At 70.9% G+C, this 25,495-nt stretch carries 21 protein-coding genes; 17 read left to right on the plus strand and 4 right to left on the minus strand.

What is annotated here, in order from left to right; translation table 11 throughout:
- The first annotated feature begins 11 nt into the window (after positions 1 to 11).
- From murD to AACH11_RS06825, 13 genes are all read left to right on the plus strand, one after another.
- Entirely contained in the window at positions 12 to 1,844 is a 1,833-nt protein-coding gene (gene murD / locus AACH11_RS06765) for a UDP-N-acetylmuramoyl-L-alanine--D-glutamate ligase (RefSeq protein ID WP_341373437.1), read from the plus strand.
- Complete coding sequence (gene ftsW / locus AACH11_RS06770) at positions 1,844 to 3,112, plus strand: putative lipid II flippase FtsW (protein WP_341373438.1); 1,269 nt, start codon at positions 1,844 to 1,846, stop codon at positions 3,110 to 3,112. The genes murD and ftsW overlap by 1 nt, the downstream gene beginning before the upstream one ends.
- Before the next feature lie 98 nt (positions 3,113 to 3,210).
- Positions 3,211 to 4,281: an undecaprenyldiphospho-muramoylpentapeptide beta-N-acetylglucosaminyltransferase gene (murG, locus tag AACH11_RS06775; RefSeq protein WP_341373568.1), complete on the plus strand. Its 1,071-nt coding sequence runs from the start codon at positions 3,211 to 3,213 to the stop codon at positions 4,279 to 4,281.
- Between the two features lie 55 nt (positions 4,282 to 4,336).
- On the plus strand, positions 4,337 to 5,758 hold the full coding sequence (gene murC, locus AACH11_RS06780) for a UDP-N-acetylmuramate--L-alanine ligase (RefSeq protein WP_341373439.1): 1,422 nt from the start codon (positions 4,337 to 4,339) through the stop codon (positions 5,756 to 5,758).
- Positions 5,755 to 6,792 (plus strand): D-alanine--D-alanine ligase, encoded by a 1,038-nt coding sequence (locus AACH11_RS06785; RefSeq protein ID WP_341373440.1) that lies wholly within the window; start codon positions 5,755 to 5,757, stop codon positions 6,790 to 6,792. Before murC ends, AACH11_RS06785 begins: the two co-directional genes overlap by 4 nt.
- Before the next feature lie 52 nt (positions 6,793 to 6,844).
- On the plus strand, positions 6,845 to 7,765 hold the full coding sequence (locus AACH11_RS06790) for a cell division protein FtsQ/DivIB (RefSeq protein WP_341373441.1): 921 nt from the start codon (positions 6,845 to 6,847) through the stop codon (positions 7,763 to 7,765).
- Positions 7,766 to 7,817: 52 nt separating this feature from the next.
- Entirely contained in the window at positions 7,818 to 9,050 is a 1,233-nt protein-coding gene (gene ftsA, locus AACH11_RS06795) for a cell division protein FtsA (RefSeq protein WP_341373442.1), read from the plus strand.
- Between the two features lie 249 nt (positions 9,051 to 9,299).
- On the plus strand, positions 9,300 to 10,583 hold the full coding sequence (gene ftsZ, locus AACH11_RS06800; RefSeq protein ID WP_341373443.1) for a cell division protein FtsZ: 1,284 nt from the start codon (positions 9,300 to 9,302) through the stop codon (positions 10,581 to 10,583).
- A 315-nt stretch (positions 10,584 to 10,898) separates the two neighbouring features.
- Positions 10,899 to 11,777: a Tll0287-like domain-containing protein gene (locus tag AACH11_RS06805; RefSeq protein WP_341373444.1), complete on the plus strand. Its 879-nt coding sequence runs from the start codon at positions 10,899 to 10,901 to the stop codon at positions 11,775 to 11,777.
- Between the two features lie 25 nt (positions 11,778 to 11,802).
- Entirely contained in the window at positions 11,803 to 13,401 is a 1,599-nt protein-coding gene (locus AACH11_RS06810; protein WP_341373445.1) for a serine/threonine-protein kinase, read from the plus strand.
- Positions 13,402 to 13,506: 105 nt separating this feature from the next.
- The gene (gene lpxC / locus AACH11_RS06815; RefSeq protein WP_341373446.1) at positions 13,507 to 14,442 is read left to right on the plus strand and encodes a UDP-3-O-acyl-N-acetylglucosamine deacetylase; all 936 of its coding nucleotides are present in this window, start codon (positions 13,507 to 13,509) and stop codon (positions 14,440 to 14,442) included.
- Positions 14,443 to 14,477: 35 nt separating this feature from the next.
- Positions 14,478 to 14,663, plus strand: coding sequence for a hypothetical protein (locus AACH11_RS06820; RefSeq protein ID WP_341373447.1), 186 nt, complete (start codon positions 14,478 to 14,480; stop codon positions 14,661 to 14,663).
- A 103-nt stretch (positions 14,664 to 14,766) separates the two neighbouring features.
- Positions 14,767 to 14,976, plus strand: coding sequence for a hypothetical protein (locus tag AACH11_RS06825; RefSeq protein ID WP_341373448.1), 210 nt, complete (start codon positions 14,767 to 14,769; stop codon positions 14,974 to 14,976).
- A 53-nt stretch (positions 14,977 to 15,029) separates the two neighbouring features.
- Here the strand turns inward: AACH11_RS06825 and AACH11_RS06830 are convergent, their stop codons facing one another.
- Positions 15,030 to 15,803: a dienelactone hydrolase family protein gene (locus tag AACH11_RS06830; RefSeq protein WP_341373449.1), complete on the minus strand. Its 774-nt coding sequence runs from the start codon at positions 15,801 to 15,803 to the stop codon at positions 15,030 to 15,032.
- Between the two features lie 154 nt (positions 15,804 to 15,957).
- Complete coding sequence (ruvC, locus tag AACH11_RS06835) at positions 15,958 to 16,530, minus strand: crossover junction endodeoxyribonuclease RuvC (protein WP_341373450.1); 573 nt, start codon at positions 16,528 to 16,530, stop codon at positions 15,958 to 15,960.
- A gap of 292 nt (positions 16,531 to 16,822) precedes the next feature.
- On the opposite strand from ruvC, the gene AACH11_RS06840 reads away from it, so the two are divergent.
- Positions 16,823 to 17,224, plus strand: a complete 402-nt coding sequence (locus AACH11_RS06840) for a ComEA family DNA-binding protein (protein WP_341373451.1) — start codon at positions 16,823 to 16,825, stop codon at positions 17,222 to 17,224.
- A 156-nt stretch (positions 17,225 to 17,380) separates the two neighbouring features.
- On the plus strand, positions 17,381 to 18,778 hold the full coding sequence (locus AACH11_RS06845; protein WP_341373452.1) for a glycerate kinase type-2 family protein: 1,398 nt from the start codon (positions 17,381 to 17,383) through the stop codon (positions 18,776 to 18,778).
- A gap of 18 nt (positions 18,779 to 18,796) precedes the next feature.
- Here AACH11_RS06845 and AACH11_RS06850 read toward each other — a convergent pair whose 3' ends face one another.
- Positions 18,797 to 19,060: a VF530 family protein gene (locus AACH11_RS06850; protein WP_341373453.1), complete on the minus strand. Its 264-nt coding sequence runs from the start codon at positions 19,058 to 19,060 to the stop codon at positions 18,797 to 18,799.
- Between the two features lie 177 nt (positions 19,061 to 19,237).
- Here AACH11_RS06850 and AACH11_RS06855 point away from each other — a divergent pair, with 177 nt between their 5' ends.
- Positions 19,238 to 21,211, plus strand: coding sequence for a B12-binding domain-containing radical SAM protein (locus AACH11_RS06855; RefSeq protein WP_341373569.1), 1,974 nt, complete (start codon positions 19,238 to 19,240; stop codon positions 21,209 to 21,211).
- A gap of 32 nt (positions 21,212 to 21,243) precedes the next feature.
- Here the strand turns inward: AACH11_RS06855 and AACH11_RS06860 are convergent, their stop codons facing one another.
- Positions 21,244 to 21,744: a hypothetical protein gene (locus AACH11_RS06860; RefSeq protein WP_423228701.1), complete on the minus strand. Its 501-nt coding sequence runs from the start codon at positions 21,742 to 21,744 to the stop codon at positions 21,244 to 21,246.
- An 89-nt stretch (positions 21,745 to 21,833) separates the two neighbouring features.
- Here AACH11_RS06860 and dnaE point away from each other — a divergent pair, with 89 nt between their 5' ends.
- On the plus strand, positions 21,834 to 25,448 hold the full coding sequence (gene dnaE, locus AACH11_RS06865; protein ID WP_341373454.1) for a DNA polymerase III subunit alpha: 3,615 nt from the start codon (positions 21,834 to 21,836) through the stop codon (positions 25,446 to 25,448).
- The last annotated feature ends 47 nt before the right edge of the window (positions 25,449 to 25,495 follow it).

Below are 25,495 nucleotides of genomic sequence, written 5' to 3' on the forward strand. Positions count from 1 at the left end.
GGGGCACGACGATGAACCATCTGCGTGATCTCGAGGTGCTGGTGCTGGGCCTGGGCGACTCCGGTCTGGCGATGGCGCGCTGGTGCGCGCGCCACGGTGCGCGCGTGCGGGTCTGGGATTCGCGCGAGCAGCCGCCGCAGGCCGCGGCCCTGGCCGAGGCCGCGCCGGGTACGCCGCTGCTGCACGGCGATCTGGATGCCGCCCGCGCCGAGGCCCTGCTGGCCGAGGTGCAGCTGGTGCTCAAGAGCCCGGGGCTGTCGCCGCTGGATGCGCGCATCGCGCCGCTGCTGCAGGCCGCGCGCGCACGCGGCACCGCCCTGGCCGGCGAGCTCGACCTGTTCGCCCGTGCGCTGGCCGATCTCCAGGGCTCGATCGGCTACGCGCCCAAGGTGCTGGCCATCACCGGCACCAACGGCAAGACCACCACCACCTCGCTGACGGCGCTGCTGGTCGAGCGCTGCGGCCTGCGCGTCGGCCTGGCCGGCAACATCGGCCCGACGCTGCTGGACACGCTGGCCCGTGCGCTCGATGCCGAGCCGCCGCGCAGCCCTGAGGCCGACGCCACGGTCGACGATGGGCCGGCGCCGGCCGTGACCGCTGTGCAGGCGTCCGACGTTCCGGACGCGGCCGCCGCCATGCCGGTGGACGCCGACGAGGCCGCACCCGCCGATGCCGACGGGGACGGTGACGCACCGGCGCCGCGGCCCGACGACGCGGCCGATGCGCCGCCGGCCCTGCGCTCGCCCGTGGCCGCAGCGCCGATCTTCGAGGTGCTGCCCGAGGTCTGGGTGCTGGAGCTCTCCAGCTTCCAGCTCGACGGCGGCGGTTTCGGCGTGCAGGGCTTCGCGCCCTCGGCCGCCGTGGTGCTCAACATCACGCAGGACCACCTGGACTGGCATGGCGACATGGCCGCCTATGCCGCGGCCAAACGCCGCGTCTACGGCGGCGACGCGGCCGATGCGCCGACGGTGATGGTCGTCAACCGCGATGACGCGGCGGTGCGGGCCATGGTGCCGGCGCCGCTGCAGATCAAGGGCACGCGCGGCGTGCGCGGCCGCAGCGTCGAGCGGGCGGCCCTCCGCTTCGGCCTCGATGCACCGACGCGGCCGGGCGACTTCGGCCTCGTCACCGAGAACGGCATGGCCTGGCTGGTGCGGGCGCGCGAGGTCGACGAGACGCTGCGCAAGGCCGGCGGACGCAAGGCAGCCGCCGAGGACGAGGAGATCTCGCTGCAGCGCCTGATGCCGGCCGATGCGCTGCGCATCCGGGGCCGCCACAACGCATCGAACGCGCTGGCCGCGCTGTCGCTGTGCACGGCCATCGGTTGCCCGCTGGCGCCGATGCTGCACGGCCTGCGCGAGTACGGCGGCGAGCCGCACCGGGTCGAGTACGTGGCCACCGTCGGCGAGGTCGAGGCCTTCGACGACAGCAAGGGCACCAATGTCGGTGCCACCGTGGCGGCGTTGACCGGCCTGGGGGCTGATCGCGCACCGTCGAAGCTGGTCGTCATTCTGGGGGGCGACGGCAAGGGGCAGGACTTCTCGCCGCTGGCGGCGCCCGTGGCCGGCCATGTGCGTGCCGTGGCCCTGATCGGCCGCGATGCCGCGGCCATCGAGGCGGCTCTCGGCGGCGTGCTGGCCGACGCTGGCGTGCCGGCGCAACGCTGTGACAGCCTGGAAGCGGCCGTGCGCTGGAGCTTCGAACAGGCGCATGCCGGCGATGCCGTGCTGCTCAGCCCGGCCTGTGCCAGCCTGGACATGTTCCGCAACTATGCCCACCGTGCCGAGGTCTTCATCGAGGCCGTGCGCACGCTGCTGGTCGAGCGCGGCGAGGAGCTGATCTGATGGACGCCGCGACCGCCACCGTCCGCAGCGACGGCCTGCTCGGCCGCTGGCGCGCCTGGCGCGAGGCGCGTGCGGTCAGCCGCCCGCTGCCGATCCGCGACTGGGTGGCCGGCCACACCGACGCGCCCACCCGCATCGCCGGCTTCGATCAGCCGCTGGTGTGCTGCGTGCTCGGCCTGCTGGTGCTCAGCCTGGTGATGGTCTATTCGGCCAGCATCGCGCTGCCGGATTCGCCCAAGTACGCGAACTACACGTCGAACTTCTTCCTGCTGCGCCAGTCGCTGTTCATCGTGCTGGGCCTGATCGCCGGCCTGATGTCGGTGCAGGTGCCGGTGGCGATCTGGGAGCGCTGGGCGCCCCGGCTGTTCCTGGTCTCGCTGTTCCTGCTGGCCCTGGTGCTGATCCCGCACGTGGGCAAGGGCGTCAACGGCGCGCGGCGCTGGCTGCCGCTGGGGGTGATGAACTTCCAGCCCAGCGAGCTGGCCAAACTGGCCATGTGCATGTACGCCGCCAGCTACATGGTGCGCAAGATGGAGGTCAAGGAGCGCTTCCTGCAGGCCGTCTGGCCGATGGCACTGGCGCTGGCCTTCACCGGCGTGCTGCTGCTGGCCGAGCCCGACATGGGCGCCTTCGTCGTCATCGCGCTGGTCTCGCTCGGCATCCTGTTCCTGGGCGGCGTCAACGGCCGCATGTTCTTCGTCAGCGTGGCGGTGCTGCTGGGCGCCTTCGCGCTGATGATCGCCACCAGCCCGTTCCGCCGCGCCCGCATCCTGGCCTTTCTCGACCCCTGGAATCCCGAGTACGCGCAGGGCAAGGGCTATCAGCTGGTGCACTCGCTGATCGCCTTCGGCCGTGGTGAGTTGTTCGGTCAGGGGCTGGGCAGTTCGATCGAGAAGCTGCACTACCTGCCCGAGGCCCATACCGATTTCCTGATGGCCGTCATCGGCGAGGAGCTGGGCTTCATCGGCGTGGCCAGCGTGCTGGCGGCCTTCTTCTGGCTGACCCGCCGCATCTTCATCATCGGCCGTCAGGCGGTCGCTCTCGACCGGGTGTTCGCCGGGCTGATGGTGCAGGGCATCGGCATCTGGATGGGTGGCCAGACCCTGATCAACCTGGGCGTCAACCTCGGCGCCCTGCCGACCAAGGGCCTGACGCTGCCGTTGATGAGCTACGGCGGCTCGGCGGTGCTGATGAACTTGGTGGCCATCGGCGTGGTGCTGCGCGTGGACGTCGAGAACCGTCAGCTGATGCGCGGAGGCCGTGAATGAGCGGCGCACTCGTTCCCCGCCGCATCGATCCGGTGATCGCGCCGCTGCCCGAACGGCCCAAGACCCGCATCAACGGCCGCATCCCGCATCTGGTCATCATGGCCGCCGGCACCGGCGGCCACATCATTCCGGGCCTGGCCGTGGCCAAGGAGGTCATCGCCCGCGGCTGGACGGTGAGCTGGATGGGCACCACCCACGGGCTGGAGAACCGGCTCGTGCCGCCGACCAATGTCCCGCTGGACACCCTCGATTTCTCCGGTCTGCGGGGCAAGGGCTGGAAGCACAGCCTGACGGGTGTGTGGAAGCTGGCCAAGGCCTGCGTGCGGGCCCGCTCGCTGCTGCAGCGTCGCCGGGCCCATGTGGTGCTCGGCATGGGCGGTTATGTCTGCGTCCCCGGCGGCTGGATGGCGCACTGGCTGCGCAAGCCGCTGCTGCTGGTCAATGCCGATGCGGCGCTGCTGCTGTCGAACAAGACGCTGATGAGCTATGCCGACCGCGTGGCCTTCGGCTTCGATGGCCAGGCCAAGGACTACAAGCGCGGCGTGGTCACCGGCAATCCGGTGCGTGAGGAGATCGAGGCCATCGCGCCACCGGCCGAGCGCTACAAGGATCGCGAAGGTCCGCTGCGCGTGCTGGTGGTCGGCGGCAGCCTGGGCGCCCAGGTGCTCAACCGCACCTTGCCCGAGGCCCTGAAGCTGCTGTCGGAGGAGGCGCGCCCCGAGGTCGTGCACCAGACCGGCCCGGCCCAGTGGCAGGAGACGCGCGACGCTTACGCCGCCGCTGGCGTGCAGGCCGAGGTGCTGCCCTTCATCGACGACATGGCCGCGCGCCTGGGCCATTGCGACCTGATCGTCTGCCGCGCCGGTGCGGTCACGGTCAGTGAGCTGTGCGCGGCCGGTGTGGCCGCGATCCTGGTGCCGCTGGTGCTCGGGACCACCTCGCACCAGCGCGACAATGCGCAATACATGGAAAAGCACGGTGCTGCACGGCACCTGCCGCAGACCCATCTGAGCCCGCAGGGCCTGGCCGAGCAGCTGCAGCAGCTGCAGCGCCCGGACCTGCAGCGCATGGCCGAGGCCGCGCGCGCGCTCGCACGGCCGCAGGCCGCCGCGCGTGTGGCCGACGAGATCGAGAAGTTGCTGAAGAAGCTCGAGAAACCCGCGAAATGAGCGCGTCCCACCACCCCCTTCCGTCCCGGGCCGTGATCGGTCCGGGCGTCCGCGCATGAAGCACGCCGTCAAGCACATCCACTTCGTCGGCATCGGCGGTGCCGGCATGTGCGGCATCGCCGAGATCCTGCACAACCTCGGCTACACCGTCTCCGGTTCCGATGCGGCCGAGTCGGCCACCACCCGTCGGCTGGCCGGCCTCGGCCTGCAGGTCCACATCGGCCACGATGCCACCCATGTCCAGGGCGCCGAGGCCGTCGTCACCTCGACCGCGGTCAAGGGCGACAACCCCGAGGTGATCGCCGCCCGCGCACGCCGCGTGCCGGTGGTGCCGCGCGCGGTGATGCTGGCCGAGCTGATGCGCCTGAAGAGCGGCATCGCGATCGCCGGCACCCACGGCAAGACCACCACCACCTCGCTGGTGACCAGCGTCCTGGCCGAGGCCGGCGTCGATCCGACCTTCGTCATCGGTGGCAAGCTCAACGCCGCCGGCGCCAACGCCCGTCTGGGTTCGGGCCAGTACATCGTGGTCGAGGCCGACGAGAGCGATGCCTCGTTCCTGAACCTCAGTCCGATGGTCAGCGTCGTCACCAACATCGACGCCGACCACATGGACACCTATGGCCATGACTTCGCGCGTCTGAAGCAGGCCTTCGTCGACTTCCTGCACCGCATGCCGTTCTATGGCGCGGCCATCGTCTGCGTCGACGATCCGGGCGTGCGCTCGATCATCCCGCTGGTCTCGCGGCCGGTGGTCACCTACGGTTTCGGCGAGGACGCGCAGGTGCGTGCGGTCGACGTGCAGGCCCTGCCTGGCGGCCAGATGCGCTTCACCTGCCAGCGCCGCAACGGCACCGTCATGCCCGATCTGCAGGTCACGCTGAACCTGCCCGGCGAGCACAACGTGCGCAACGCGCTGGCCACCATCGCCGTGGCCACCGAGCTGGAGCTCGACGACGAGTCCACGGTGCGTGCGTTGGCGGCCTTCGGGGGGGTGGGCCGGCGCTTCCAGCGTTATGGCGAGCTGCCGGTGGCCGAGGGGCAGGGGGGTGGGCAGTTCACGCTCGTCGACGACTACGGCCACCATCCGGTGGAGATGGCCGCCGTCATCTCGGCGGCACGCGGTGCCTTCCCGGGCCGTCGCCTGGTGCTGGCCTTCCAGCCGCACCGCTACACCCGCACGCGCGACTGCTTCGAGGATTTCGTCAAGGTCATGGGCCAGGCCGATGCCGTGCTGCTGACCGAGGTCTACGCTGCCGGCGAGGCCCCGATCGTGGCCGCCGACGGCCGTGCGCTGGCCCGCGCCTTGCGCGTGGCGGGCCGCGTGGATCCGCTGTTCGTCGACGCGATCGCCGAGTTGCCCCGGGCCGTCGGTGATTTCGTGCGCGACGGCGATGTCGTCATCTGCATGGGCGCGGGTTCGATCGGCGGTGTGCCGGCCCGCATCGTCGAGGCATTGCAAGGAGAACGCGCATGAGCGCGGCCATCGGACACTCCGCCGTCGCCGACTGGGCGACGCTGTGCAACCAGGCGCTCGCGGTGCAGCCGCAGGCCCTCGGCAAGGTCGCCGTGCTGCTCGGCGGCACCAGCGCCGAGCGCGAGGTCTCGCTGATGTCGGGCGGTGGCGTGCTGGCGGCACTGCAGGCGGCCGGGGTCGACGCCCATGGCTTCGATCCGGCCCTGCGTCCGCTGCAGCAGCTCCAGGATGAGGGCTTCCAGCGCGTGTTCATCGCCCTGCATGGCCGTCATGGTGAGGATGGCACGGTGCAGGGTGCACTCGAACTGATGGGCCTGCCCTACACCGGCTCGGGCGTGATGGCCTCGGCCGTGGCCATGGACAAGACCATGACCAAGCGCCTGTGGCAGGCGGTCGGTCTGTCGACGCCGCCCTGGCGCACGCTGGCCTCCAGCGAGGCCACTCGACCTGAACGTTTGCAGGACCTGCCCGCTGCGCTCGGCCTGCCGCTGATCGTCAAGCCGCCGCACGAAGGTTCGTCGATCGGCGTCAGCCGCGTCAATGCGCCGGCCGAGCTGCCGGCGGCGCTGTCGTTGGCCGCTCGTCTGGACCGTGAGGTGCTGTGCGAGGCCTTCATCGAAGGTGAGGAAGTCACCTGCCCGGTGCTGGGCGAAGGCGATGATGCCGTCGCGCTGCCGGTCATCCGCATCCAGGCCCCTGACGGCAACTACGACTACCAGCACAAGTACTTCACCGACGACACCGGCTACCTGTGTCCGAGCGGTCTGCCCGAGGCGGAGGAACGTGCGATCCAGGCCGTGGTGCTGCAGGCCTATCGCGCCCTGGGTTGCCGGGGCTGGGGCCGTGCCGATCTGATGATCCGTGCGCGCGATCGCCAGCCTTTCCTGCTCGAGATGAACACCTCGCCGGGCATGACGGGCCACTCGCTGGTGCCGATGTCGGCCCGTGTGGCCGGGCTGGACTACGAGCGTTTGTGCCTCTGGCTGCTGTCCCGGGCCGCGTTGGACACAAATTCAGCTTCTGCAGGGCTCTAACTTGAAATAATTGGTGACAAGTCAACCCCCTAACTGAGAAAATATCCGCACCATGCGGCGTCAACCCCCACGTTCAAGTGCCGAGCCCCTGCCGGGCGACGTGCGCCTCCTGCAGGCCACGGCGCAGGCGGTGTCGTGGCTGGCCGGGGCGGCGCTGCTGGGGGTGGCCGCACTGTGGTTCGTCCGCCAGCCCATGTTCGATCTGCGCAGCGTGCGCATCGATGGCGAGGTGACGCGCAACAACGTTGCCACGCTGCGGGCCCAGGTCGCCCACCGTCTGCAAGGCAACTTCCTGACGTCCGATCTGCAGCAGGTGCGCACGGCCTTCGAGGATGTCACCTGGGTGCGGCAGGCGGTCGTCCAGCGCGTGTGGCCCGGTCGTCTGGTCGTGCATCTGCAGGAGCATGAGCCGGCCGCGCTGTGGCTCGGCCGTGAAGGCGACGACAGCGAGCACATGGTCAACCGCCAGGGCGAGATCTTCGAGGCCGGTGACAGCGATGCCGATGGTGCCGCGCTGCCGCAGCTTCAGGGGCCTGACGAGCACGCGGCCCGCATGCTGCAGATGCTGCGCACGCTGGTGCCACTGCTGGCGCCGCTCAATCTCGGCGATGTGCGCCGGCTGCAGCTGTCGTCGCATGGCGCCTGGACGGTGGTGCTCGATGGCGGCGCCCGGATCGCGCTGGGACGTGGCGACGATGGTCAGGTGCTGGCGCGTACCGCCCGTTTCGCGCAGACGCTGCCGCGCGTGCTGGCGACCTACCAGCGCCCGCTGCTCAGCGCGGATCTGCGCCATGGCGACGGCTTCGCGCTGCGTCTGCAGGGCTTGGGCACGCTCGCACCCGATCAGGTGCCGCCGCCGCCGCGCCGCGTGGCGGCCGTGCCCGCGGCCCGGCCGGCCGCGCCACAGAACCCCAAGCCGCGAGCCGGGCGTCCGGCACGTCAGGCCGTCTACATCACGTCGGTGCTGGCCTGAGTCCGCCGCCCGCACCTCATCCCGAACACAACCCTGAAGCCACCCCGCCCAGATGCCCAAGGAATACAAGGATCTGATCGTCGGCCTGGACATCGGCACCGCCAAGATCATGGTGGTCGCCGCTGAAGTGCTGCCCGGTGGCGAACTGCGCCTGGCCGGCATGGGCACGGCGCCCACGCACGGTCTCAAGCGCGGCGTCGTCGTCAACATCGATGCCACGGTGGCCAGCATCCAGCAGGCGCTCAAGGAGGCCGAGATGATGGCCGCCTGCAAGATCGAGCGCGTCTACACCGGCATCACCGGCAGCCACATCCGCGGCCAGAACTCCACCGGCATGGTCATCGTGCGCGACAACCGCGAGGTCACGCCCACCGACGTGCACCGTGTGGTCGAGACCGCCAAGGCCATCAACATCCCGAACGACCAGCGGCTGCTGCTGGTCGAGCCCCAGGAGTTCGTGATCGACGGTCACGAGGTCAAGGAGCCGATCGGCATGAGCGGCAGCCGGCTCGAGGTCAAGGTCCACATCGTGACCGGCGCGCAGAGCGCGGCCGAGAACATCCTCAAGTGCGTGCGCCGCTGCGGCCTGGAGGTCGAGCGCCTGGTCCTCAATCCGAGCGCCAGCGCCGCTGCCGTGCTGACCGACGACGAGAAGAGTCTGGGGGTCGCGGTGGTCGATGTCGGCGCCGGCACCACCGACGTCAGCATCTACACCGAGGGCTCGGTGCGCCACACGGCCGTGATCCCGATCGCCGGTGATCTGATCACCAGCGACATCGCGATGGCCCTGCGCACGCCGACCAAGGATGCCGAGGAGATCAAGGTCGAGCACGGCGTGGCCAAGCAGCTGCTGGCTGACCCCAACGAGACACTTGAGGTGCCAGGGCTGGGTGACCGCGCCCCGCGCATGCTCACCCGTCAGGCGCTGGCCGGCGTGATCGAGCCGCGGGTTGAGGAAATCTTCTCACTGGTGCATCAGGTCATCCGCGAATCCGGCTATGAGGAGCTGCTGTCGTCTGGCATCGTGCTGACCGGCGGCTCGGCGGTGATGCCGGGCATGGTCGAGCTCGGTGAGGACATCTTCCTCAAGCCGGTGCGCAAAGGTCTGCCCACCTACGGTGGACCGCTCTATGACATGGTCGCCAACCCGCGGTCGGCCACCGTGATGGGGCTGCTCGAGGAAGCGCGCATGGCGCGGGCCCGCGGGCACAAGGTCGCGCAGCAGGCCGGTTCGGTCAAGACGCTGTTCGGCCGGGCCCGTGACTGGTTCATGGGCACGTTCTGAGCGATGCGATGACCATGGCCCACCGACTGCTGCCCCAGGCCCGTGCCCCGGCCCGCCGACGACGGCGACGGCCTTGGGCCGACGCACGGACCGGATGTCCGCCCGCTCACTGAGCGACCGGACATCGAGACGAAGAACAACACGGGTCCGCCGAGGCCCGGCACCCGAACCGAACCCCACTTGGCGGCCGCGCGACACTCGCGCGCCGCTGGCCGAAACAGGCAACTGCAAGAGATCCAGGAGCTCACCATGCCCATCGAAATGATCGAGCAATTCGACCAAGGTACCCGCATCAAGGTCGTCGGTGTCGGCGGCGGCGGCGGCAATGCCGTCGAGCACATGATCAGCCAGGGCGTCCAGGGCGTGGAATTCGTCTGCGCCAACACCGATGCCCAGGCGCTGAACCGCAGCAGCGCGCATCAGCTGATCCAGCTCGGCGACAACGGCCTGGGCGCGGGCGGCAAGCCCGAGCGCGGCCAGGCTGCGGCCCAGGAGGCCGAGGCCCGCATCCGCTCCGCGCTCGAGGGCGCCCACATGGTCTTCATCACCGCCGGCATGGGCGGCGGCACCGGCACCGGCGCGGCCCCGATCGTCGCCCGGGTGGCCAAGGACATGGGCATCCTGACCGTGGGCGTGGTCACCAAGCCGTTCGAGTTCGAAGGCCCGCGCCGCATGAAGCAGGCCGATTCGGGCACCGGCGAGCTGGAGTCCAACGTCGACAGCCTGATCGTCGTGCTCAACGAGAAGCTGCTGGAGGTGCTGGGCGATGACGTCACCCAGGACGAGGCCTTCGCCCATGCCAACGACGTGCTGAAGAACGCCGTCGGCGGCATCTCCGACATCATCCACATGCACGGTCTGGTCAACGTCGACTTCGAGGACGTCAAGACCGTGATGAGCGAGCCGGGCAAGGCGATGATGGGCACCGCCGTCTCCGGTGGCCCCGATCGCGCCACCCGTGCCGCCGAGGCGGCCGTGGCCTGCCCGCTGCTGGAAGGCGTGGATCTGTCGGGCGCGCGCGGCGTGCTGGTGCTGATCGCCGCGGCCAAGCAGAACTTCAAGCTCTCGGAGAGCAAGGCGGCGATGAACACCATCCGCCGCTATGCCGCCGAGGAGGCGCACGTGATCTTCGGCGCGGCCTACGACGAGAGCCTGGGTGACCAGCTGCGCGTGACCGTCATCGCCACCGGTCTGTCGGCCCGCAAGCCCCAGGCCGCTCCGCTGACCGTGGTGCAGCCCAGCGCGGCCCAGGCGCTGCGCACCGGTACCGACAATCTGCCGATCCTCAGCCATGTGGCCGGTGGTCCGGCGGGCGGCTCGGCCGGCTTCACCGCCCAGCACGGCGCCCATGGCCATGCCCATGCCGGCCTGGGCATGGGGGGCGTCGGTGCCGCCCACGACTACAGCAACCTGAGCACCCCCAGCGTGTGGCGCAGCCCGCGCACGCAGGCGGCGGCCAAGGTCGAAGCCCTGTCGTCCAACGGCATGGACGAGATCGAGATCCCGGCCTTCCTGCGCAAGCAGGCGGACTGAGCGTCCAGCGACATCGCGTCATCGGCGCCGGAGCCGTCCCGTGCGGGGCGCTCCGGCATCCGGCTCCCCCATGACCGGGGGGCTGGCTTTGACCTGAGCACGGATATCCGGAACTCCAACTGGGGGATCCCCCTGGTCAGGCGCGCCCAGCTCGGGCTGGACGGGCTACCATCGCCACCGTTACAGATGCGCGGTGCCTCACGCCCTTCCCGTGAGCCCGCTCTTGCTGCGAGGTATGCGGTTTGCTCGCCATGACGGATCCCCGAGGGGATGCGTCCGGCCGGCGGCGCGGGCCGCCGCGGCTGAAGGTGCGCGATGAAGCTGCTTTACAAGTTCAACCTGGTGTTCATCCTGGTCGGTGCCATCGGCTCCGCCGGGGCGGGCCTGATCGCGCGCGACATGCTGCAGCAGCAGGCGCGTGACGAGGTGCTCAACACCGGCCGTCTGCTGATCGACACCGCGCTGGCGGTGCGCGGCTACACCGCGGGACAGATCACCAGCCTGCTGCAGTCCCAGCTCGAGCAGAACTTCCATCCGCAGGCCGTGCCCAGTTACTCGGCCACCGAGGTGCACAAGGCGCTGTCGGTCCGCTACCCGGACTACAGCTACAAGGAAGCGACGATCAACCCGACCAACCTGCGCGACAAGGCCGAAGGTTGGGAGGTCGACATCGTCCAGAAGTTCAAGCAGGAGCCCAAGCTCGAGGAGTACATCGGCGTGCGCGAGTCCTCGTCGACCGGGCGCGCGCTGTACGTGGCGCGGCCGCTGCGCGTGGGCAGCCCGGCCTGCCTGGCCTGCCACTCCAGCGTCGAGGCGGCGCCGAAGTCGCTGATCGAGAAGTACGGTCCGGCCAACGGTTTCGGCTGGCAGCTCAACGAGGTCGTCGGTGCCCAGGTGGTGCAGGTGCCGATGGAGCTGCCGCTCAAGCGGGCCGACGCGGCCCTGCGCCTGCTGCTGACGTCGATGCTCGGCGTCTTCGTCGCGGTGGGCATCGTGCTCAACCTGATGATCTGGTGGTTCGTCGTGCGGCCGGTGACGCGGCTGGCGACGCTCGCCGACCGCGTCAGCCAGGGTGAGCTGGACGCGCCGGCCTTCGACCGCGGTTCGCGCGACGAGATCGGTCTGCTCGCCGCGGCGTTCGCCCGGATGCGCACCAGTGTCAACAAGGCGATGAAGCTGCTCGAGCAAGGGTGAAGTGATGGCCCAGCCGCTGCCCGCGATGCCCATGAAACTGGGCAAGTACCGTGTCTCCGGTCTGATCGGGGAAGGGGCGATGGGCGTGGTCTACCGCGCCTTCGACCCTGACATCCACCGTGAGGTGGCCATCAAGACCCTGCGCCCGGGTGTGCGCGTGGACGGCGCCGACGGCTCCAGCGCGCAGGACCGCTTCCGCAACGAGGCGCGGGCCGCCGGGCGCCTGCAGCATCCCGGCATCGTCTCGGTCTTCGAGTTCGGCCACGAGAGCAGTGCGGCGGTCGACTACATCGCGATGGAGTACGTGCTCGGCCATCCGCTGAGCCGTTATCTGGTGCGCTCGGCCGCGCCGGCCGCACCGCTGTTGTCCGAGGACGACGTGCTGTCGCTGGTGCACCAGCTGCTCGAGGCGCTCGGCCATGCCCATGCGCAGGGTGTCTGGCACCGCGACATCAAGCCCAGCAACCTGCTGGTCACTCGCCACGGCCGGCTGAAGATCACCGACTTCGGCGTCGCCCGTCTGTCGGGCACCGGCATGACGCGCGTCGGCGCGCTGGTCGGCACGCCGATGTACATGGCGCCCGAGCAGTTCCAGGGCCGGGCGATCGATCAGCGGGTCGATCTGTACGCGGCCGGCGTCGTGCTGTACCAGCTGCTGTGCGGCCAGGCGCCGTTCAGCGGCACGCCCGAGAGCCTGATGTACCGCGTGGTGCACGAGCTGCCGCTGCCGCCGTCGCAGCAACCCGGCTGCGCGCACCTGGCCTCCTGGGATTCCGTGCTGATGCGGGCGCTGGCCAAGTCGCCGGCCCAGCGCTTCCTGAATGCGCAGGAGTTCCGCGATGCGCTGGTGCAGGCCGCCGGCCGGCTGCCACCGGAGACGGTGGCGCTGGACAACCTGCTGCAGGCACCGGCGATGGGCGCCGCGCCGACGCTGGCGCCGGTGTCCGTGGTCGCCACCCGTGCCGGCACCGCGACGTCGGGCCCATCGACGGCCACCGACACCACGCTGTCGGCCAGTGCCTTCGATCCCCAGGTGCTGGCCCGGGCCGAAGCCATCCTGGCCCGTCACGTCGGCCCGATGGCGCGCGTGCTGCTGCGGCGCACGGCACGTGAGGCCAAGACGCTGCCGACCTTGATGGTGCGGCTGGCCGCCCAGGTCGACGATCCGGCCGCCCGTGACCAGGTCGCCCGCGAGCTGGCCTCGCTGCTCACGTCCACCGGCGTGCGCCTGCGTGTGCCGGCCGGCACGGCCAGCCAGGGGCCGGCCACGGCCGCCAACTCCACCTGGACCCACGGCACGGCCACCCGCGGCAGCCTGCCGACCGCCACCGAGGCCGGCCTCCGCACGGCCTCCGGTACCGCCTCGCCGGGCAGTGGTCCGACCTTCGGCACCGGCAACAGCCTGTCGTCGCTGCAGACGCTGACCCGTTTCAGCCCGACGCTGCTGGCCGCCGCCCAGCGCATCCTGGCCCTTCATCTGGGGCCGATCGCCACCGTGATCGTGCGCCGGGCGGCGATGCAGAGCGCGCACCGGGTCGATCTGCTGCAGCGGCTGGTGGCCTCGATCGACGATCCAGCGGCCCAGGACAAGGTGCGCGAGGAACTGCGCCGCCTGCCGGACTGACCCGGGCCTGGCCGCCCGGCTTCCCGCCGGCGCACCCTCGTGCGCTGCCGGGTGGTGCAGACCTCACCCCACGCGGGTGCGCGGGATGCCCCACAATCGCGGTCGATGCTTGCCCAACACACCATCCAGGCGATCACCCGTGCCGTCGGCGTCGGCATGCACAGTGGTCAGAAGGTCGAACTGACGCTGCGTCCGGCGCCACCGGACACCGGCATCGTCTTCCGCCGCGTCGATCTGGCCCAGCCGGTCGAGATTCCGGTGCGCCACGACGTGGTCAGCGACACCCGCATGGCCAGCACCATCTCGCCCGGTGGTGACCCCGATGCGCCGAAGGTGCAGACCATCGAGCACTTCATGAGTGCCTGCTGCGGGCTGCACATCGACAACCTGCTGGTCGACATCACGGCCGACGAGGTGCCCATCCTCGATGGCTCGGCCGCCAGCTTCGTCTACCTGCTGCAGTCGGCGGGCCTGGCCGGTCAGCCGGCCCCGCGCCGCTTCATCCGCGTCAAGCGCCCGGTCGAGGTGCGCCAGGGCGAGGGCAAGCGCCTGATGTGGGCCCGACTCGAACCCTTCCACGGCTTCAAGCTCAGCTTCGAGATCGACTTCGACCATCCGGCCGTCGATGCCACCGGGCAGCAGGTCACCTTCGACATGGGCTCGGGCCGCTACCGGCGCGACATCGCGCGCGCGCGCACCTTCGGTTTCACCAAGGATGTCGAGGCGATGCGCAGCCGTGGGCTGACGCTGGGCGGCAGCATGGACAACGCCATCGTCGTCGACGACAGCCGCGTGCTGAACGCCGACGGCCTGCGCTACGACGACGAGTTCGCCAAGCACAAGATCCTGGACGCCATCGGCGATCTGTACAACGCCGGTCATCCGATGCTGGCGCACTACACCGCCTTCCGCAGCGGGCATGCGCTGAACAACCTGCTGCTGCGCGAACTGTTCCGCCAGCCTGACGCGTGGGAGTACGTGAGCTTCGACGACGTGCGCAAGGCGCCGCAGGGCTTCGAGGTCGCGGAGCCGGCCTGGTGAGCCGGCACCATCCACTGCCGCGGGGCTGACCGGCGATGCTCGTCTTCCGCCTGGTCTTCGGTCTGCTGCTGGTCGCGGCCCTGTTGTGTTTCGCCTTCGCGCTGGCCACCGGGCAGGGCGTCTGGCGCCGGCGCGGCGTGCTGCTGCTGAAGTGGACGCTGCTGGCGGCCGCCGGCTTCTTCGCCGTGCTGATGCTCGAGCGTCTGGCGGTGCTGCTGTGAGCGGTGGCTGCCGTGCAGGATGCACGGGCGGACGGGGCGCCTGTCTTGCCCATCCCGGGGGCGGGGGGCAGGTCCCGCGGGTGCTTTCGATTAGCCTGCGCGCATGAGCCTGTTCTGGATCCCGGTCGTCGTGGTGGCGTCGTTGCTGCTGGCCGCCGGGTTTTTCTTCGTCCTCTACCTGACCACCAGCGAACCGGTGCCGCTGCGGCGCGCGCGTGCGCTGTGGCGCTGGGTCGTCGTGATCGGCCTGGGCAGCTTCGACATCTGGATCTTCGGCCAGGTGTTCGCGATGCTGCGCTTCATCTTCTTCTGATCCCCCGGCCTGGCCCTGGCCTGGCGGCGGCGGCGGCCGCCGCCCGGTCCGCCTCAGCCGGCGTACAGCGTGTCGGCCAGGAACTGCTGCGTGCGGGCCAGTGCCTGGCTGGCTGCGCCGGCGTGGAATTCGGCGCGGGCCCAGCAGTTGAAACCATGCGCGGTGCCCGGATGGACGACGATCTCGTGCCTCGGTCCTTGGCGCTGCAGGGCCTGCGCCACCGATTGCACCGCCTCGTTCGGGATGTGGGCGTCGTGCTCGGCATAGTGCAGCAGCAGCGGGCAGCGGATGCGGGCCGTCAGATCGAGCTGCGCCTGGATGCCCCCACCGTAGTAGCTGACGGCCGCGTCGATGTCGGTCGAGGCCGCAGCCTGCCAGGCCAGGCGTCCCCCCAGACAGTAGCCGAGGGCGGCCACACGGGCCGGCCGGCCATCGCCGCGGCGCACTTCGGGCCGCGCGCGCAGCGTGGCCACCGCGGTGCGCAGGTCGTCACGCACGGTGTCGGGCTGCAGCAGGGCGGCGAACTGGCGGCCCCGTTGGCGGTCCGCGTCGCCGTAGCCCAGTTCGATGCGGCGCTCGCTGCGCCAGAACAGATCGGGCACCAGCACCACGTGACCGGCCAGCGCGTACTGCAGCGCCACGGCCCGCATGTGGGCATTGACGCCGAAGATCTCGGCCAGCAGCAGCAGACCCGGCCCGTGACCGGCCGGTGGCAGCACCAGCCAGCCTTCGCTCGTGGCCGGATCGTCGGCCGCGCCGAACCCGATCCAGCGGCCGGCCTGGTCGGCGGCGGTCAGGGCGGGAGTCGCCAGCGCGACAGGGGTCATGATCGTCCTCGTTTCGGTGGGAAGCCGCATCTTAGGGCCGCGTCCGGTCGGTGTCGGACATGACCCGTCGAATGAGGGGCAGACAAGCGCCATCGACCTGCGGCAGCCTGCAACGATGGGCTGGCCGAGGGTCCGCGGCGGTGTGAGTCCTTGCTCAGGCGGCCCGCCCGCGGCGGTATTGGGACTGGCTGCGCCGCTCCAGACCGCCTGCCGCGCCGAGGGCTGACAGCGCATGCTGCGCGTGCGCATGGGTGATGGCCAGACCGAGCGCATCGGCCGCGTCCGGGCCGGGCAGGCCGGGCAGGCTCAGCAGCCGCATCACCATCTCCTGGATCTGGGCCTTGCTGGCCTGACCATGGCCGGCCACCGCCTTCTTCATCTGCACCGCCGTGTACTCGGCCACCGGCAGTCCGCCACTGACGAGCGCGGCCAGTGCCGCGCCGCGCGCCTGCCCCAGCAGCAGCGTGGACTGCGGATTGACGTTGACGAACACGATCTCGACCGAGGCGGCCTGCGGCGCATAGCGCCGCTGCAGCTCGGACAGCCCTTCGACGATCAGCTTGAGGCGTGCCGGCAGATCCCCGCGTGGCGCCTCCAGCGTGCTGATGGTGCCGCTGGCCACGTAGCGCAGCCGCATGCCCTCGACGTCGATGAGGCCGAAGCCGGTGCGTTGCAGACCGGGGTCGACACCGAGGATGCGCTGGCAGGGGGGAACGGGACGGGTCAAGGCGGGGGACAGGCGTGCGGGTGGGCTGACCGGCGGTCGCCGGCCCGTGGATGCTAACTGGCCGCCTCCCCCGGGCGGGGGCCCTCCTCGAGTCCATCCGCCGGGGGAATGCGTGTGCAGGGCCGGCTGCCCAGAATGGCCTCCATCCCGCCGCCCACGGCAGACGCTGGCCCGACAGAGGGCGGTCGCCGCGGGCGGCGGGAGATCCGGCGTGCGGGCCGCGGGGCCGTCCCCGGTCACCACCCCGCATGGCACCCCTCCACAGCCTTCACCGTATCCAGGGAGCATCATCATGTCGATCCGTCACGCTTTCACCTCGTTTTCGTCGTTGGCTGGCGGCCTCGTGCGCCGCGGCCTGCTCGTCGGCGGCCTGTTGGCGGCGCTCGGCTCGGCGAGCTGGGCGGCTGTCGACGTCAACCGGGCCAGCGAGGCCGAGCTGCAGACCGTCAAGGGCATCGGGCCGGCGCTGTCGGCCAAGATCCTGGCTGCCCGTCAGCAATCGGCGTTCAAGGACTGGAACGATCTGGTCGACCGCGTCGCCGGGCTCGGTCAGCGCAACGCGGTCCGCTTTTCCGAGGCCGGCCTGACGGTGGGCGGCCAGGGTTGGGCCGGGGGCACGGCGGTGGCCCAGCCCGCCAAGACCCGCGCCACGCCCGCCCCGGCGGTCGGCACCGCGGCACCGGCGATGCGCTGAGCGATGCCGCTGCGCCCGGCGCGCGTGACGGCGTGCAGTGTGGCGATCAGTGCGGCGTGCCGTGCGGCGTGCCGTGCGGCGATCAGCGCGGCGTGCAACGCGGTCTGGCGATGATGCGCACCATGTGCGGGCGCGGACCTTCCCATAATCGCCGCCATGCCCGATGCCGCCTCTCCCGCTTCCCGCCTGCCCGCCGGGCTCGATCCCCAGGCCCTGTTGCGGGCGATGTTCGATGCGGCCGTGCGGCGTGCGCTGCCCGGCGCCGTGCTGGCCAGCCACCTGCCGCCGCCGCCGCCCGCACCCGGTCGCACACTGGTGATCGGTGCCGGCAAGGCTGGCGGCGCGATGGCCCTGGCGCTGGAGGAGGCCTGGCCGGCCGACGCGCCGTTGTCCGGCCTGGTGATCACCCGCTACGACCACATCCCCGCCGCTTGGCAGGCCCGGCCGCGGCGCATCGAGCTGGTCGAGGCCCGCCACCCGGTGCCCGATGCCGCCGGTCTGGCCGCCACCGCGCGGATGATGGCGCTCACGCAGGGCCTGACCGCGCACGACCAGGTGATCTGCCTGATGAGCGGCGGCGCCTCCGCGCTGCTGGTGCAACCGGCCGAGGGGCTGACGCTGGACGACAAGCAGGCGCTCAACCGCGCGCTGCTGGCCAGCGGCGCGGCCATCGACGAGATGAACCTGGTGCGCAAGCACCTCAGCGCCGTCAAGGGCGGTCGCCTGGCCGCGCTGTGCCATCCGGCGCGGGTGCTGACGCTGGCCATCAGCGACGTGCCCGGTGACGATCCGGCCACCATCGGCAGCGGTCCCACCGTGGCCGATCCCGGCACCTGCGCGGATGCGCTGGGCGCGCTGCAGCGCCACGGCATCGCCATCCCGGCGGCCGCCCGTGCCGGGCTGGAGAGCGGCGCCTTCGAGACGCCCAAGCCCGGCGACCCGCGGCTGGCCGGCCACCGGCTGCAGATGATCGCCACGCCGCTGGCCAGCCTGCAGGCCGCGGCCGAGGTGGCGCGCGCCGCCGGCCTGCCGGCCTTCATCCTCGGCGACGACCTGGAGGGTGAGAGCCGCGAGGTGGCCAAGGTGCATGCCGCGCTCGCCCGCGCGGTGGCCCGCGGCGGCGCCGGGCCCGACGCCATGGCCTTGCCGGCGGCCGACATCGGCGCCTTCCCGCGGCCCTGCGTGATCCTGTCCGGCGGCGAGACCACCGTCACCGTCGGGCCGCGCCCGGCCGGCCTGCCGGCGGACGTCGCCTATCCGGGCCGTGGCGGCCGGGCGGGCGAATTCATGCTGTCGCTGGCGATCGCGCTGCAGGGGCAGGCGCAGGTGTGGGCGCTGGCGGCCGACACCGACGGCATCGACGGCATCGAGGACAACGCCGGTGCGCGCATCGGCCCCGACACGCTGGCGCGCGCGGCCACACTCGGCCTGAAGCCGGCCGATGTCCTGCAGCGCCACGATGCCTGCAGCTTCTTCGAGGCCTTGGGTGATCGGGTGGTGACCGGGCCGACCTACACCAACGTCAACGATTTCCGCGCGATCGTGGTCGGCTGAGCGGCGCGTGGGCGGCGCTCAGCCGCCGTCACGGGCCAGACGGGCCTGTTCGCGCAGCATGTACAGATACAGCCCCTCGACCTTCTCGCGCGCCCACGGCGTCTTGCGCAGCAGCTTGAGGCTGGAGGCGATGCTGGGCTCGTGCCAGAAGCAGCGCAGCGCGATGCGGTCGGCCAGGCCATCCCAGCCGTACCAGTCCTGCAGCTCGGTGACGATGGCCTCGAGCGTCTTGCCGTGCAGCGGGTTGCGGGGCTGGGCCGGGGGCGCGGTCGGGGTGCTCATGGGCGGCATTCTGACCGCTGGTCCGCGCCGCCGCGGCCCCTGGCTCGGCGCCGCGCATCGCCAGCGCACCCTGCAGGACCGGGGCACCGCAGGCAGAATCACGGGCCGCCTGATCCGGGCCCTCCGAAGACCGCCGCCGTGCCCGACCTGACCCCGCCCGCCACTGCGCCAGCCCCGATGTCCGATGCGGTCACCGGTCGCGTGCTCAGCGTCATCGCGCCGATGACGCAGCTCAACACCCCGTATCCGTCGACCGCCTACCTGACCGGCTTCCTGCGCAGCCGCGGCATCGATGCGCGGCAGGAGGATCTGGCCCTGGCGCTGGTGCTCGCCCTGTTCAGCCGCGACGGGCTGGCCGAGGTGCAGGCCGCCGCCCGTGCCCTGCCGGCCGCACGGCGGACGCCGGTGCTGCAGCACTTCCTGGCCGAGTTCCCGCGCTATGCCGCCACGCTCGGTCCGGTGCTGGCCTTTCTGCAGGGGCGTGACGCCACGCTGGCCCACCGCATCGCCGGCGGCAGCTTCCTGCCCGAGGGACCGCGCTTCGCGAGCCTGGACGCCTACCTCGACCCCGATGATCCCGAGGGCACCGATCCGCTGGGCTGGGCCTTCGGCGCGCTCGGCACCCACGACCGCGCCCGCCACCTCGCCACGCTCTACCTGAACGATCTGGCCGACGTGGTGCGCGACGCGGTCGATCCGCGCTTCGAGTTCGTGCGCTACGGCGAGCGGCTGGCGATGAGCCAGCCCAGCTTCGATCCGCTGGCCGAGGCCCTGGCCGCCGCGCCCCATCTGCTGGACCGCATGCTGCAGCGCCTGGCCCTCGATGCCGTCGCGCGACATGCGCCCGATGTGCTGGTGCTGTCGGTGCCGTTTCCGGGCGCGGTCTACGGTGCGCTGCGCATCGCCCAGGCGGTCAAGGCCGCCCGGCCCGACATCCGCATCGCGCTCGGGGGCGGCTGGGTCAACACCGAGCTGCGCGATCTGACCGAGCCGCGGCTGTTCGACTTCGTCGATGCGGTGACGCTGGACGCCGGTGAGCGGCCGCTGCTGGCGCTGCTCGAACACTGGTGCGGCACATCGGGGGGATCGGCGGGCAGCTCGACAGGAGAGAGCGGCCCGGTCCGCCGCCGCAGCGCCAGCCGCCTGGTGCGCACCTTCATCCGCGGCGATGACGGGGCGGTGCGCTACGTCGACATCGGCGAGGCCGACGTGCCCTTCACCGAGATCGGCACGCCGACCTGGGACGGCCTGCCGCTGGACCGCTACCTGAGCCTGCTCGACATGCTCAACCCCATGCACCGGCTGTGGAGCGACGGGCGCTGGAACAAGCTGACCCTCGCCCACGGCTGCTACTGGAAGAAGTGCAGCTTCTGCGACGTCGGGCTGGACTACATCGGCCGCTACGAGACGGCCGAGGCCGAGCTGCTGGCCGACCGCATCGGCTCAATAGTGGCCGAGACCGGCCAGACCGGCTTCCACTTCGTCGACGAGGCGGCGCCGCCCAAGAGCCTGAAGGCGCTGTCGGCCGAGCTGATCCGCCGCGGCAGCGTCATCAGCTGGTGGGGCAACGTCCGCTTCGAGAAGAGCTTCACGCCCGAGCTGGCGCAGCAGATGGCCGACGCCGGCTGCATCGCGATCTCCGGCGGGCTGGAGGTGGCCAGCGACCGCCTGCTCAAGCTGATGAACAAGGGCGTCAGCGTGGCCCAGGTCGCGCGCGTGACCAAGGCCTTCAGCGAGGCCGGCATCCTGGTCCACGCCTACCTGATGTACGGCTTCCCGAGCCAGACCGCACAGGACACGGTCGATGCGCTGGAGTACGTGCGCCAGCTGTTCGAGGAGGGCTGCATCCAGAGCGGCTTCTTCCACCGCTTCGCCTGCACCGTGCACTCGCCGGTCGGCCTCGATCCGGCGGCCTTCGGCGTCACGCTGCAGCCCGAGCCCTTCCAGGGCTTCGCGCGCAACGACGTCGCCTTCATCGATCCGACCGGCGTCGACCACGATGCGCTCGGCCGCGGCCTGAAGAAGGCGATCTACAACTTCATGCACGGCCAGTGCCTGGACTGGGACGTGCGCCGCTGGTTCGACATCCGCGTGCCCAAGCCCACCGTCAAGCGCGGCTGGATCGCGCAGGCGCTGGCCCAGCGCGACTGAGCCGGCGGCGCATCCCGGCCGTCCCGGTCGTCTCAGCGCGGACGCTGGAAGCCGCCCTCGATCCACGCCAGCGCGCTGGTCCGGGTGAAGCGGAAATCGGGCCGCACGCGCACCTCGGCCACGCGCTGGCCGTCCTCGTCCTCGGCGCTGAGCGTCGCCCAGGGCTCGTCCTCGTCGGGCGTGATGTCCAGGCGGATGCTCCAGCGCGCCGCGCCGGTCTCGACCCACAGCTGCTTGTGCAGCGTGGCCTCCAGGTGCTGCTCGGCGCGGCGGAGCACCTCGCTGGCCGTCTTGACCAGGGTGTTGAAGGCGCCGGTGTCCAGCGGCTTGGGGTTCTTCTTGTCGCGGCCCATGGTCCAGGGGCCGACGAGCGCCGGCTCGGACTCGCCGTCGCGGGTCATCGCCACCGCCCAGCCGTCGTCGTCCTCGTTCTTGATCACCTGGGCGGTCCAGCCCTTGTCGCGCCAGCAGGTCGCGCTGTGCAGCGTGTCATCGGGCGTGTGGGGCCCGCTCGCGTCATCCATCGGGGTCATCGGCGGATTGTCGGTCTTCGGGGCGCCGGCCATGCCATGGCGGCGGCCATCCCGGGGGGAGGACGTGCCGGCTTTCCTAGAATCGGGGCATGCCCTTCGTCCACCTGCGCACCCACACCGAGTTCTCCGTCGTCGATGGCACGCTGCGCACCGATGACGCCGCCGTCGCCGCGCGCGACGACGGGCAGCCGGCGTTGGCCATCACCGACCTGAGCAACCTGTTCGGGGCGGTCAAGTTCTACAAGGCCTGCCGCGGCAAGGGCGTCAAGCCCATCCTGGGCGTCGACATCTGGCTCGAACCCGAGCAGGCCACCGACAAGGGCGCCAGCCGCCTGCTGTTGCTGGTGCAGGACCACCAGGGCTACCTGAACATCAGCGAGCTGCTGGCCCGTGCCTGGATCCGCAACGTGCAGAAGAACCAGGCCTGGGTCAAGTGGGAGTGGCTGGAGGAGCTGGGCGGCGGGCTGATCGCGCTGTCGGGCGCCGACATGGGCCTGGTCGGCCAGTGCCTGCTGTCCGGCGATACCGCGCGGGCGCGCGCCGTCGCGCAGCGCCTGGCCGGGCTGTTCCCGCGCCGCTTCTATCTGGAGGTCCAGCGCGCCGGCCTGCCCAACCACGAGCCGCACGTGCGCGCCGTCGTGCCGCTGGCCGCCGAGCTGCAGCTGCCGGTGGTGGCCACCCACCCGGTGCAGTTCGCCGCGCCCGAGGACTTCGAGGCCCACGAGGCCCGCGTGTGCGTCGCCGACGGCGAGACCCTGGCCAATCCCAAGCGCATCCGGCGCTTCACGCCCGAGCAGTACTTCAAGACGCAGGCGCAGATGGAGGCGCTGTTCGCCGACATCCCGAGCGCCATCGCCAACACGGTGGCCATCGCCCGGCGCTGCAACCTGACGCTGACGATGGGCAAGTTCTACCTGCCCGACTTCCCGACGCCCGTCCTCACCGAGGGCCCGGACGCCGGCCAGCCGATGCCGATGGACCAGTACTTCCGCCTCGCCAGCTTCGAGGGCCTGGAGGACCGGCTCAAGCTGCTGTTCCCCGACGCCGCGAAGCGGGACGCCGAACGGCCGCGTTATGTGGAGCGGCTGGAGTTCGAGATCGCCACCATCCTGAAGATGGGCTTCCCGGGCTACTTCCTGATCGTGGCGGACTTCATCGTCTGGGCCAAGCAGAACGGTTGCCCCGTGGGCCCGGGCCGGGGCTCGGGCGCCGGCTCGCTGGTGGCCTACGCGATGAAGATCACCGATCTGGATCCGCTGCACTACAACCTGCTGTTCGAGCGCTTCCTGAACCCCGAGCGGGTCTCGATGCCTGACTTCGACATCGACTTCTGCCAGGGCAACCGCGACCGCGTCATCGACTACGTCAAGGACAAGTACGGCCGCCAGGCCGTCAGCCAGATCGCCACCTTCGGCACGATGGCGGCCAAGGCCGCGCTGCGCGACATCGGCCGCGTGCTGGGCATGGGCTACGGCCACGTCGACTCGATCGCCAAGCTGATCCCGGCGCCCCCGGGCAAGACGGTGACGCTGGCGCCGGTGCCCGAGAAGCCGGACCCGGGCATCATCTACGCCCGCAAGGAGGCGCCCGAGCTCGAACAGCGCGAGCAGCAGGAAGAGGAGGTGGCCGAGCTGCTGAAGCTGGCCACCCGCGTCGAGGGCATGGTGCGCAACATCGGCATGCATGCCGGCGGCGTGCTGATCGCCCCGGGCAAGATCACCGACTTCTGCCCGCAGTACCAGCAGCCCGGCAGCGATTCGGCCGTCAGCCAGTACGACAAGGACGACGTCGAGGCCATCGGCCTGGTCAAGTTCGACTTTCTCGGCCTGGCCACGCTGACCATCCTGGAACTGGCCAAGGACTTCATCGTCGCGCGCCACCCGGACCAGAAGGACTTCGCCTTCGAGACCCTGCCGCTGGACGATGCCAAGGTCTACAAGCTGTTCTCCGACGGCCTGACCGAAGCGGTGTTCCAGTTCGAATCCCGCGGCATGCAGGGCATGCTGCGCGATGCCAAGCCCAGCCGGCTGGAGGACCTGATCGCGCTGAACGCGCTGTACCGCCCGGGCCCGATGGACCTGATCCCGTCCTTCGTCGCGCGCAAGCACGGCAAGGAGGTGGTCGAGTACCCGCACCCGCTGGTCGAGCCCGTGCTGTCCGAGACCTACGGCATCATGGTCTACCAGGAGCAGGTGATGCAGACCGCCCAGGTGCTGGGCGGCTACAGCCTCGGCGGCGCCGACATGCTGCGCCGCGCGATGGGCAAGAAGAAGGCCGAGGAGATGGCCGCCCACCGCGAGATCTTCCGCAAGGGCGCGGCCGAGAAGGGCATCGGCCAGGAGAAGGCCGACGAGGTCTTCGACCTGATGGAGAAGTTCGCGGGCTACGGCTTCAACAAGTCGCACGCCGCCGCCTACTCGCTGCTGGCCTATCACACCGGCTGGCTGAAGGTGCATTACACGGCGGAGTTCTTCGCCGCGAACATGACCATCGAAATGGACGACACCGACAAGCTCAAGGTGTTGCTCAACGATGCGAAGCTGTTCGGCATCAGCTTCGAGCCGCCGGACGTCAACAGCGGCGTCTGGCGCTTCGAGCCGGTGACCGCTAAGGTCATCCGTTATGGGCTCGGCGGCGTCAAGGGCACCGGCCAGGGCGCGATCGAGGCCATCGTCGAGGCGCGCAAGGAAGGCGGCGCCTTCCGCAGCTTCTTCGACTTCTGCGCCCGCGTCGACCGCAAGCGGGTCAACAAGCGGGTGGTCGAGGCCTTGATCAAGGCCGGCGCCTTCGATGCCTTCCGCGCCGATCTGGCGCCCGGCGAGACGCCGCCCCGGCCCGGCACCCCGGCCGCGGCCGAATGGGACCGTGGCCGCGCCCGTCTGCTGGCCAGCATCGGTCTGGCCTTCGAGTACGCCGACTCGCTGGTGGCCAATGCCTCGCAGGGCGGCCTGTTCGACGACGGTGACCACGGCTCGCACACCACCGAGCCGCCGCTGGTGGTGCAGTCGCCGTGGTCGATCCGCGAGCGCCTGACGCACGAGAAGGTGGCCATCGGCTTCTACCTGTCGGGCCATCTGTTCGAACAGGACGGCCGCGAGGTGCGCCGCTTCTGCCCGAAGCGCGTGGTCGATCTGGTCGACAGCCGCGAGCCGCAGCTGGTGGCCGGCATCATCGGCGGGCTGCGCATGGTCAACGGCCAGCGCGGCCGGGTCGCCATCTTCCAGCTCGACGACGGCAGCGAGACCATCGAGGCGGTGGCCAACGACGAGCTGATCGAGGCCCACAAGGACCTGATCCGCGACGACCAGCTGGTCATCATCCAGGGCAAGGTGCAGAACGACCGCTTCAGCGGCGGCCTGCGGTTGAACGTGCAGTCGATCTGGGATCTGGCCGGCGCGCGGGCCCGCTACGCCCGCTTCGTGCAGATCGCCTTGCCCGAGGGCCGTGCCGGCGTCGAGGCGGTGCGCGCGCTGGCCGAGGCCGTGGCCCAGTGGCCGGCGCGCCAGACCGAGACCGAGGCCGGTCCGGTGCCGCAGGGCCTGATGCTGCGCGCCAAGCTGCGGCCGCGTGATGCGCAGACGGCCGCCCGGGTCGAGATCGATCTCGGCGAGGACGGCCGGCTGTGGCCCTGCGACGAGGCGCTGGTGCGGCTCAAGGCCATCGCCGCCCAGGGTGAGGCGGCGGTGGTCTACGGCGAGGGTTGAACGCTGAAAGCCCCGCCCGGCGGCCGCTTGTCACGATCAGTGGCCGC

Source organism: Pseudaquabacterium rugosum (assembly GCF_038066575.1).
GTDB classification, from domain to species: domain Bacteria; phylum Pseudomonadota; class Gammaproteobacteria; order Burkholderiales; family Burkholderiaceae_C; genus Pseudaquabacterium; species Pseudaquabacterium rugosum.

Excerpts from the sequence above, each read along its gene's own strand:
- murC (WP_341373439.1), top strand. The coding sequence starts at position 4,337 with ATGAAGCACGCCGTCAAGCACATCCACTTCGTCGGCATCGGCGGTGCC.
- AACH11_RS06855 (WP_341373569.1), top strand. The coding sequence starts at position 19,238 with ATGTCCGATGCGGTCACCGGTCGCGTGCTCAGCGTCATCGCGCCGATG.
- murG (WP_341373568.1), top strand. The coding sequence starts at position 3,211 with ATGGCCGCCGGCACCGGCGGCCACATCATTCCGGGCCTGGCCGTGGCC.
- AACH11_RS06805 (WP_341373444.1), top strand. The coding sequence starts at position 10,899 with ATGAAGCTGCTTTACAAGTTCAACCTGGTGTTCATCCTGGTCGGTGCC.
- AACH11_RS06860 (WP_423228701.1), bottom strand. The coding sequence starts at position 21,744 with ATGACCCCGATGGATGACGCGAGCGGGCCCCACACGCCCGATGACACG.
- ftsW (WP_341373438.1), top strand. The coding sequence starts at position 1,844 with ATGGACGCCGCGACCGCCACCGTCCGCAGCGACGGCCTGCTCGGCCGC.
- dnaE (WP_341373454.1), top strand. The coding sequence starts at position 21,834 with ATGCCCTTCGTCCACCTGCGCACCCACACCGAGTTCTCCGTCGTCGAT.
- AACH11_RS06790 (WP_341373441.1), top strand. The coding sequence starts at position 6,845 with ATGCGGCGTCAACCCCCACGTTCAAGTGCCGAGCCCCTGCCGGGCGAC.
- AACH11_RS06820 (WP_341373447.1), top strand. The coding sequence starts at position 14,478 with ATGCTCGTCTTCCGCCTGGTCTTCGGTCTGCTGCTGGTCGCGGCCCTG.
- AACH11_RS06845 (WP_341373452.1), top strand. The coding sequence starts at position 17,381 with ATGCCCGATGCCGCCTCTCCCGCTTCCCGCCTGCCCGCCGGGCTCGAT.
- AACH11_RS06830 (WP_341373449.1), bottom strand. The coding sequence starts at position 15,803 with ATGACCCCTGTCGCGCTGGCGACTCCCGCCCTGACCGCCGCCGACCAG.
- ftsA (WP_341373442.1), top strand. The coding sequence starts at position 7,818 with ATGCCCAAGGAATACAAGGATCTGATCGTCGGCCTGGACATCGGCACC.
- AACH11_RS06850 (WP_341373453.1), bottom strand. The coding sequence starts at position 19,060 with ATGAGCACCCCGACCGCGCCCCCGGCCCAGCCCCGCAACCCGCTGCAC.
- AACH11_RS06825 (WP_341373448.1), top strand. The coding sequence starts at position 14,767 with ATGAGCCTGTTCTGGATCCCGGTCGTCGTGGTGGCGTCGTTGCTGCTG.
- lpxC (WP_341373446.1), top strand. The coding sequence starts at position 13,507 with ATGCTTGCCCAACACACCATCCAGGCGATCACCCGTGCCGTCGGCGTC.
- AACH11_RS06840 (WP_341373451.1), top strand. The coding sequence starts at position 16,823 with ATGTCGATCCGTCACGCTTTCACCTCGTTTTCGTCGTTGGCTGGCGGC.
- ftsZ (WP_341373443.1), top strand. The coding sequence starts at position 9,300 with ATGCCCATCGAAATGATCGAGCAATTCGACCAAGGTACCCGCATCAAG.
- AACH11_RS06785 (WP_341373440.1), top strand. The coding sequence starts at position 5,755 with ATGAGCGCGGCCATCGGACACTCCGCCGTCGCCGACTGGGCGACGCTG.
- murD (WP_341373437.1), top strand. The coding sequence starts at position 12 with ATGAACCATCTGCGTGATCTCGAGGTGCTGGTGCTGGGCCTGGGCGAC.
- AACH11_RS06810 (WP_341373445.1), top strand. The coding sequence starts at position 11,803 with ATGCCCATGAAACTGGGCAAGTACCGTGTCTCCGGTCTGATCGGGGAA.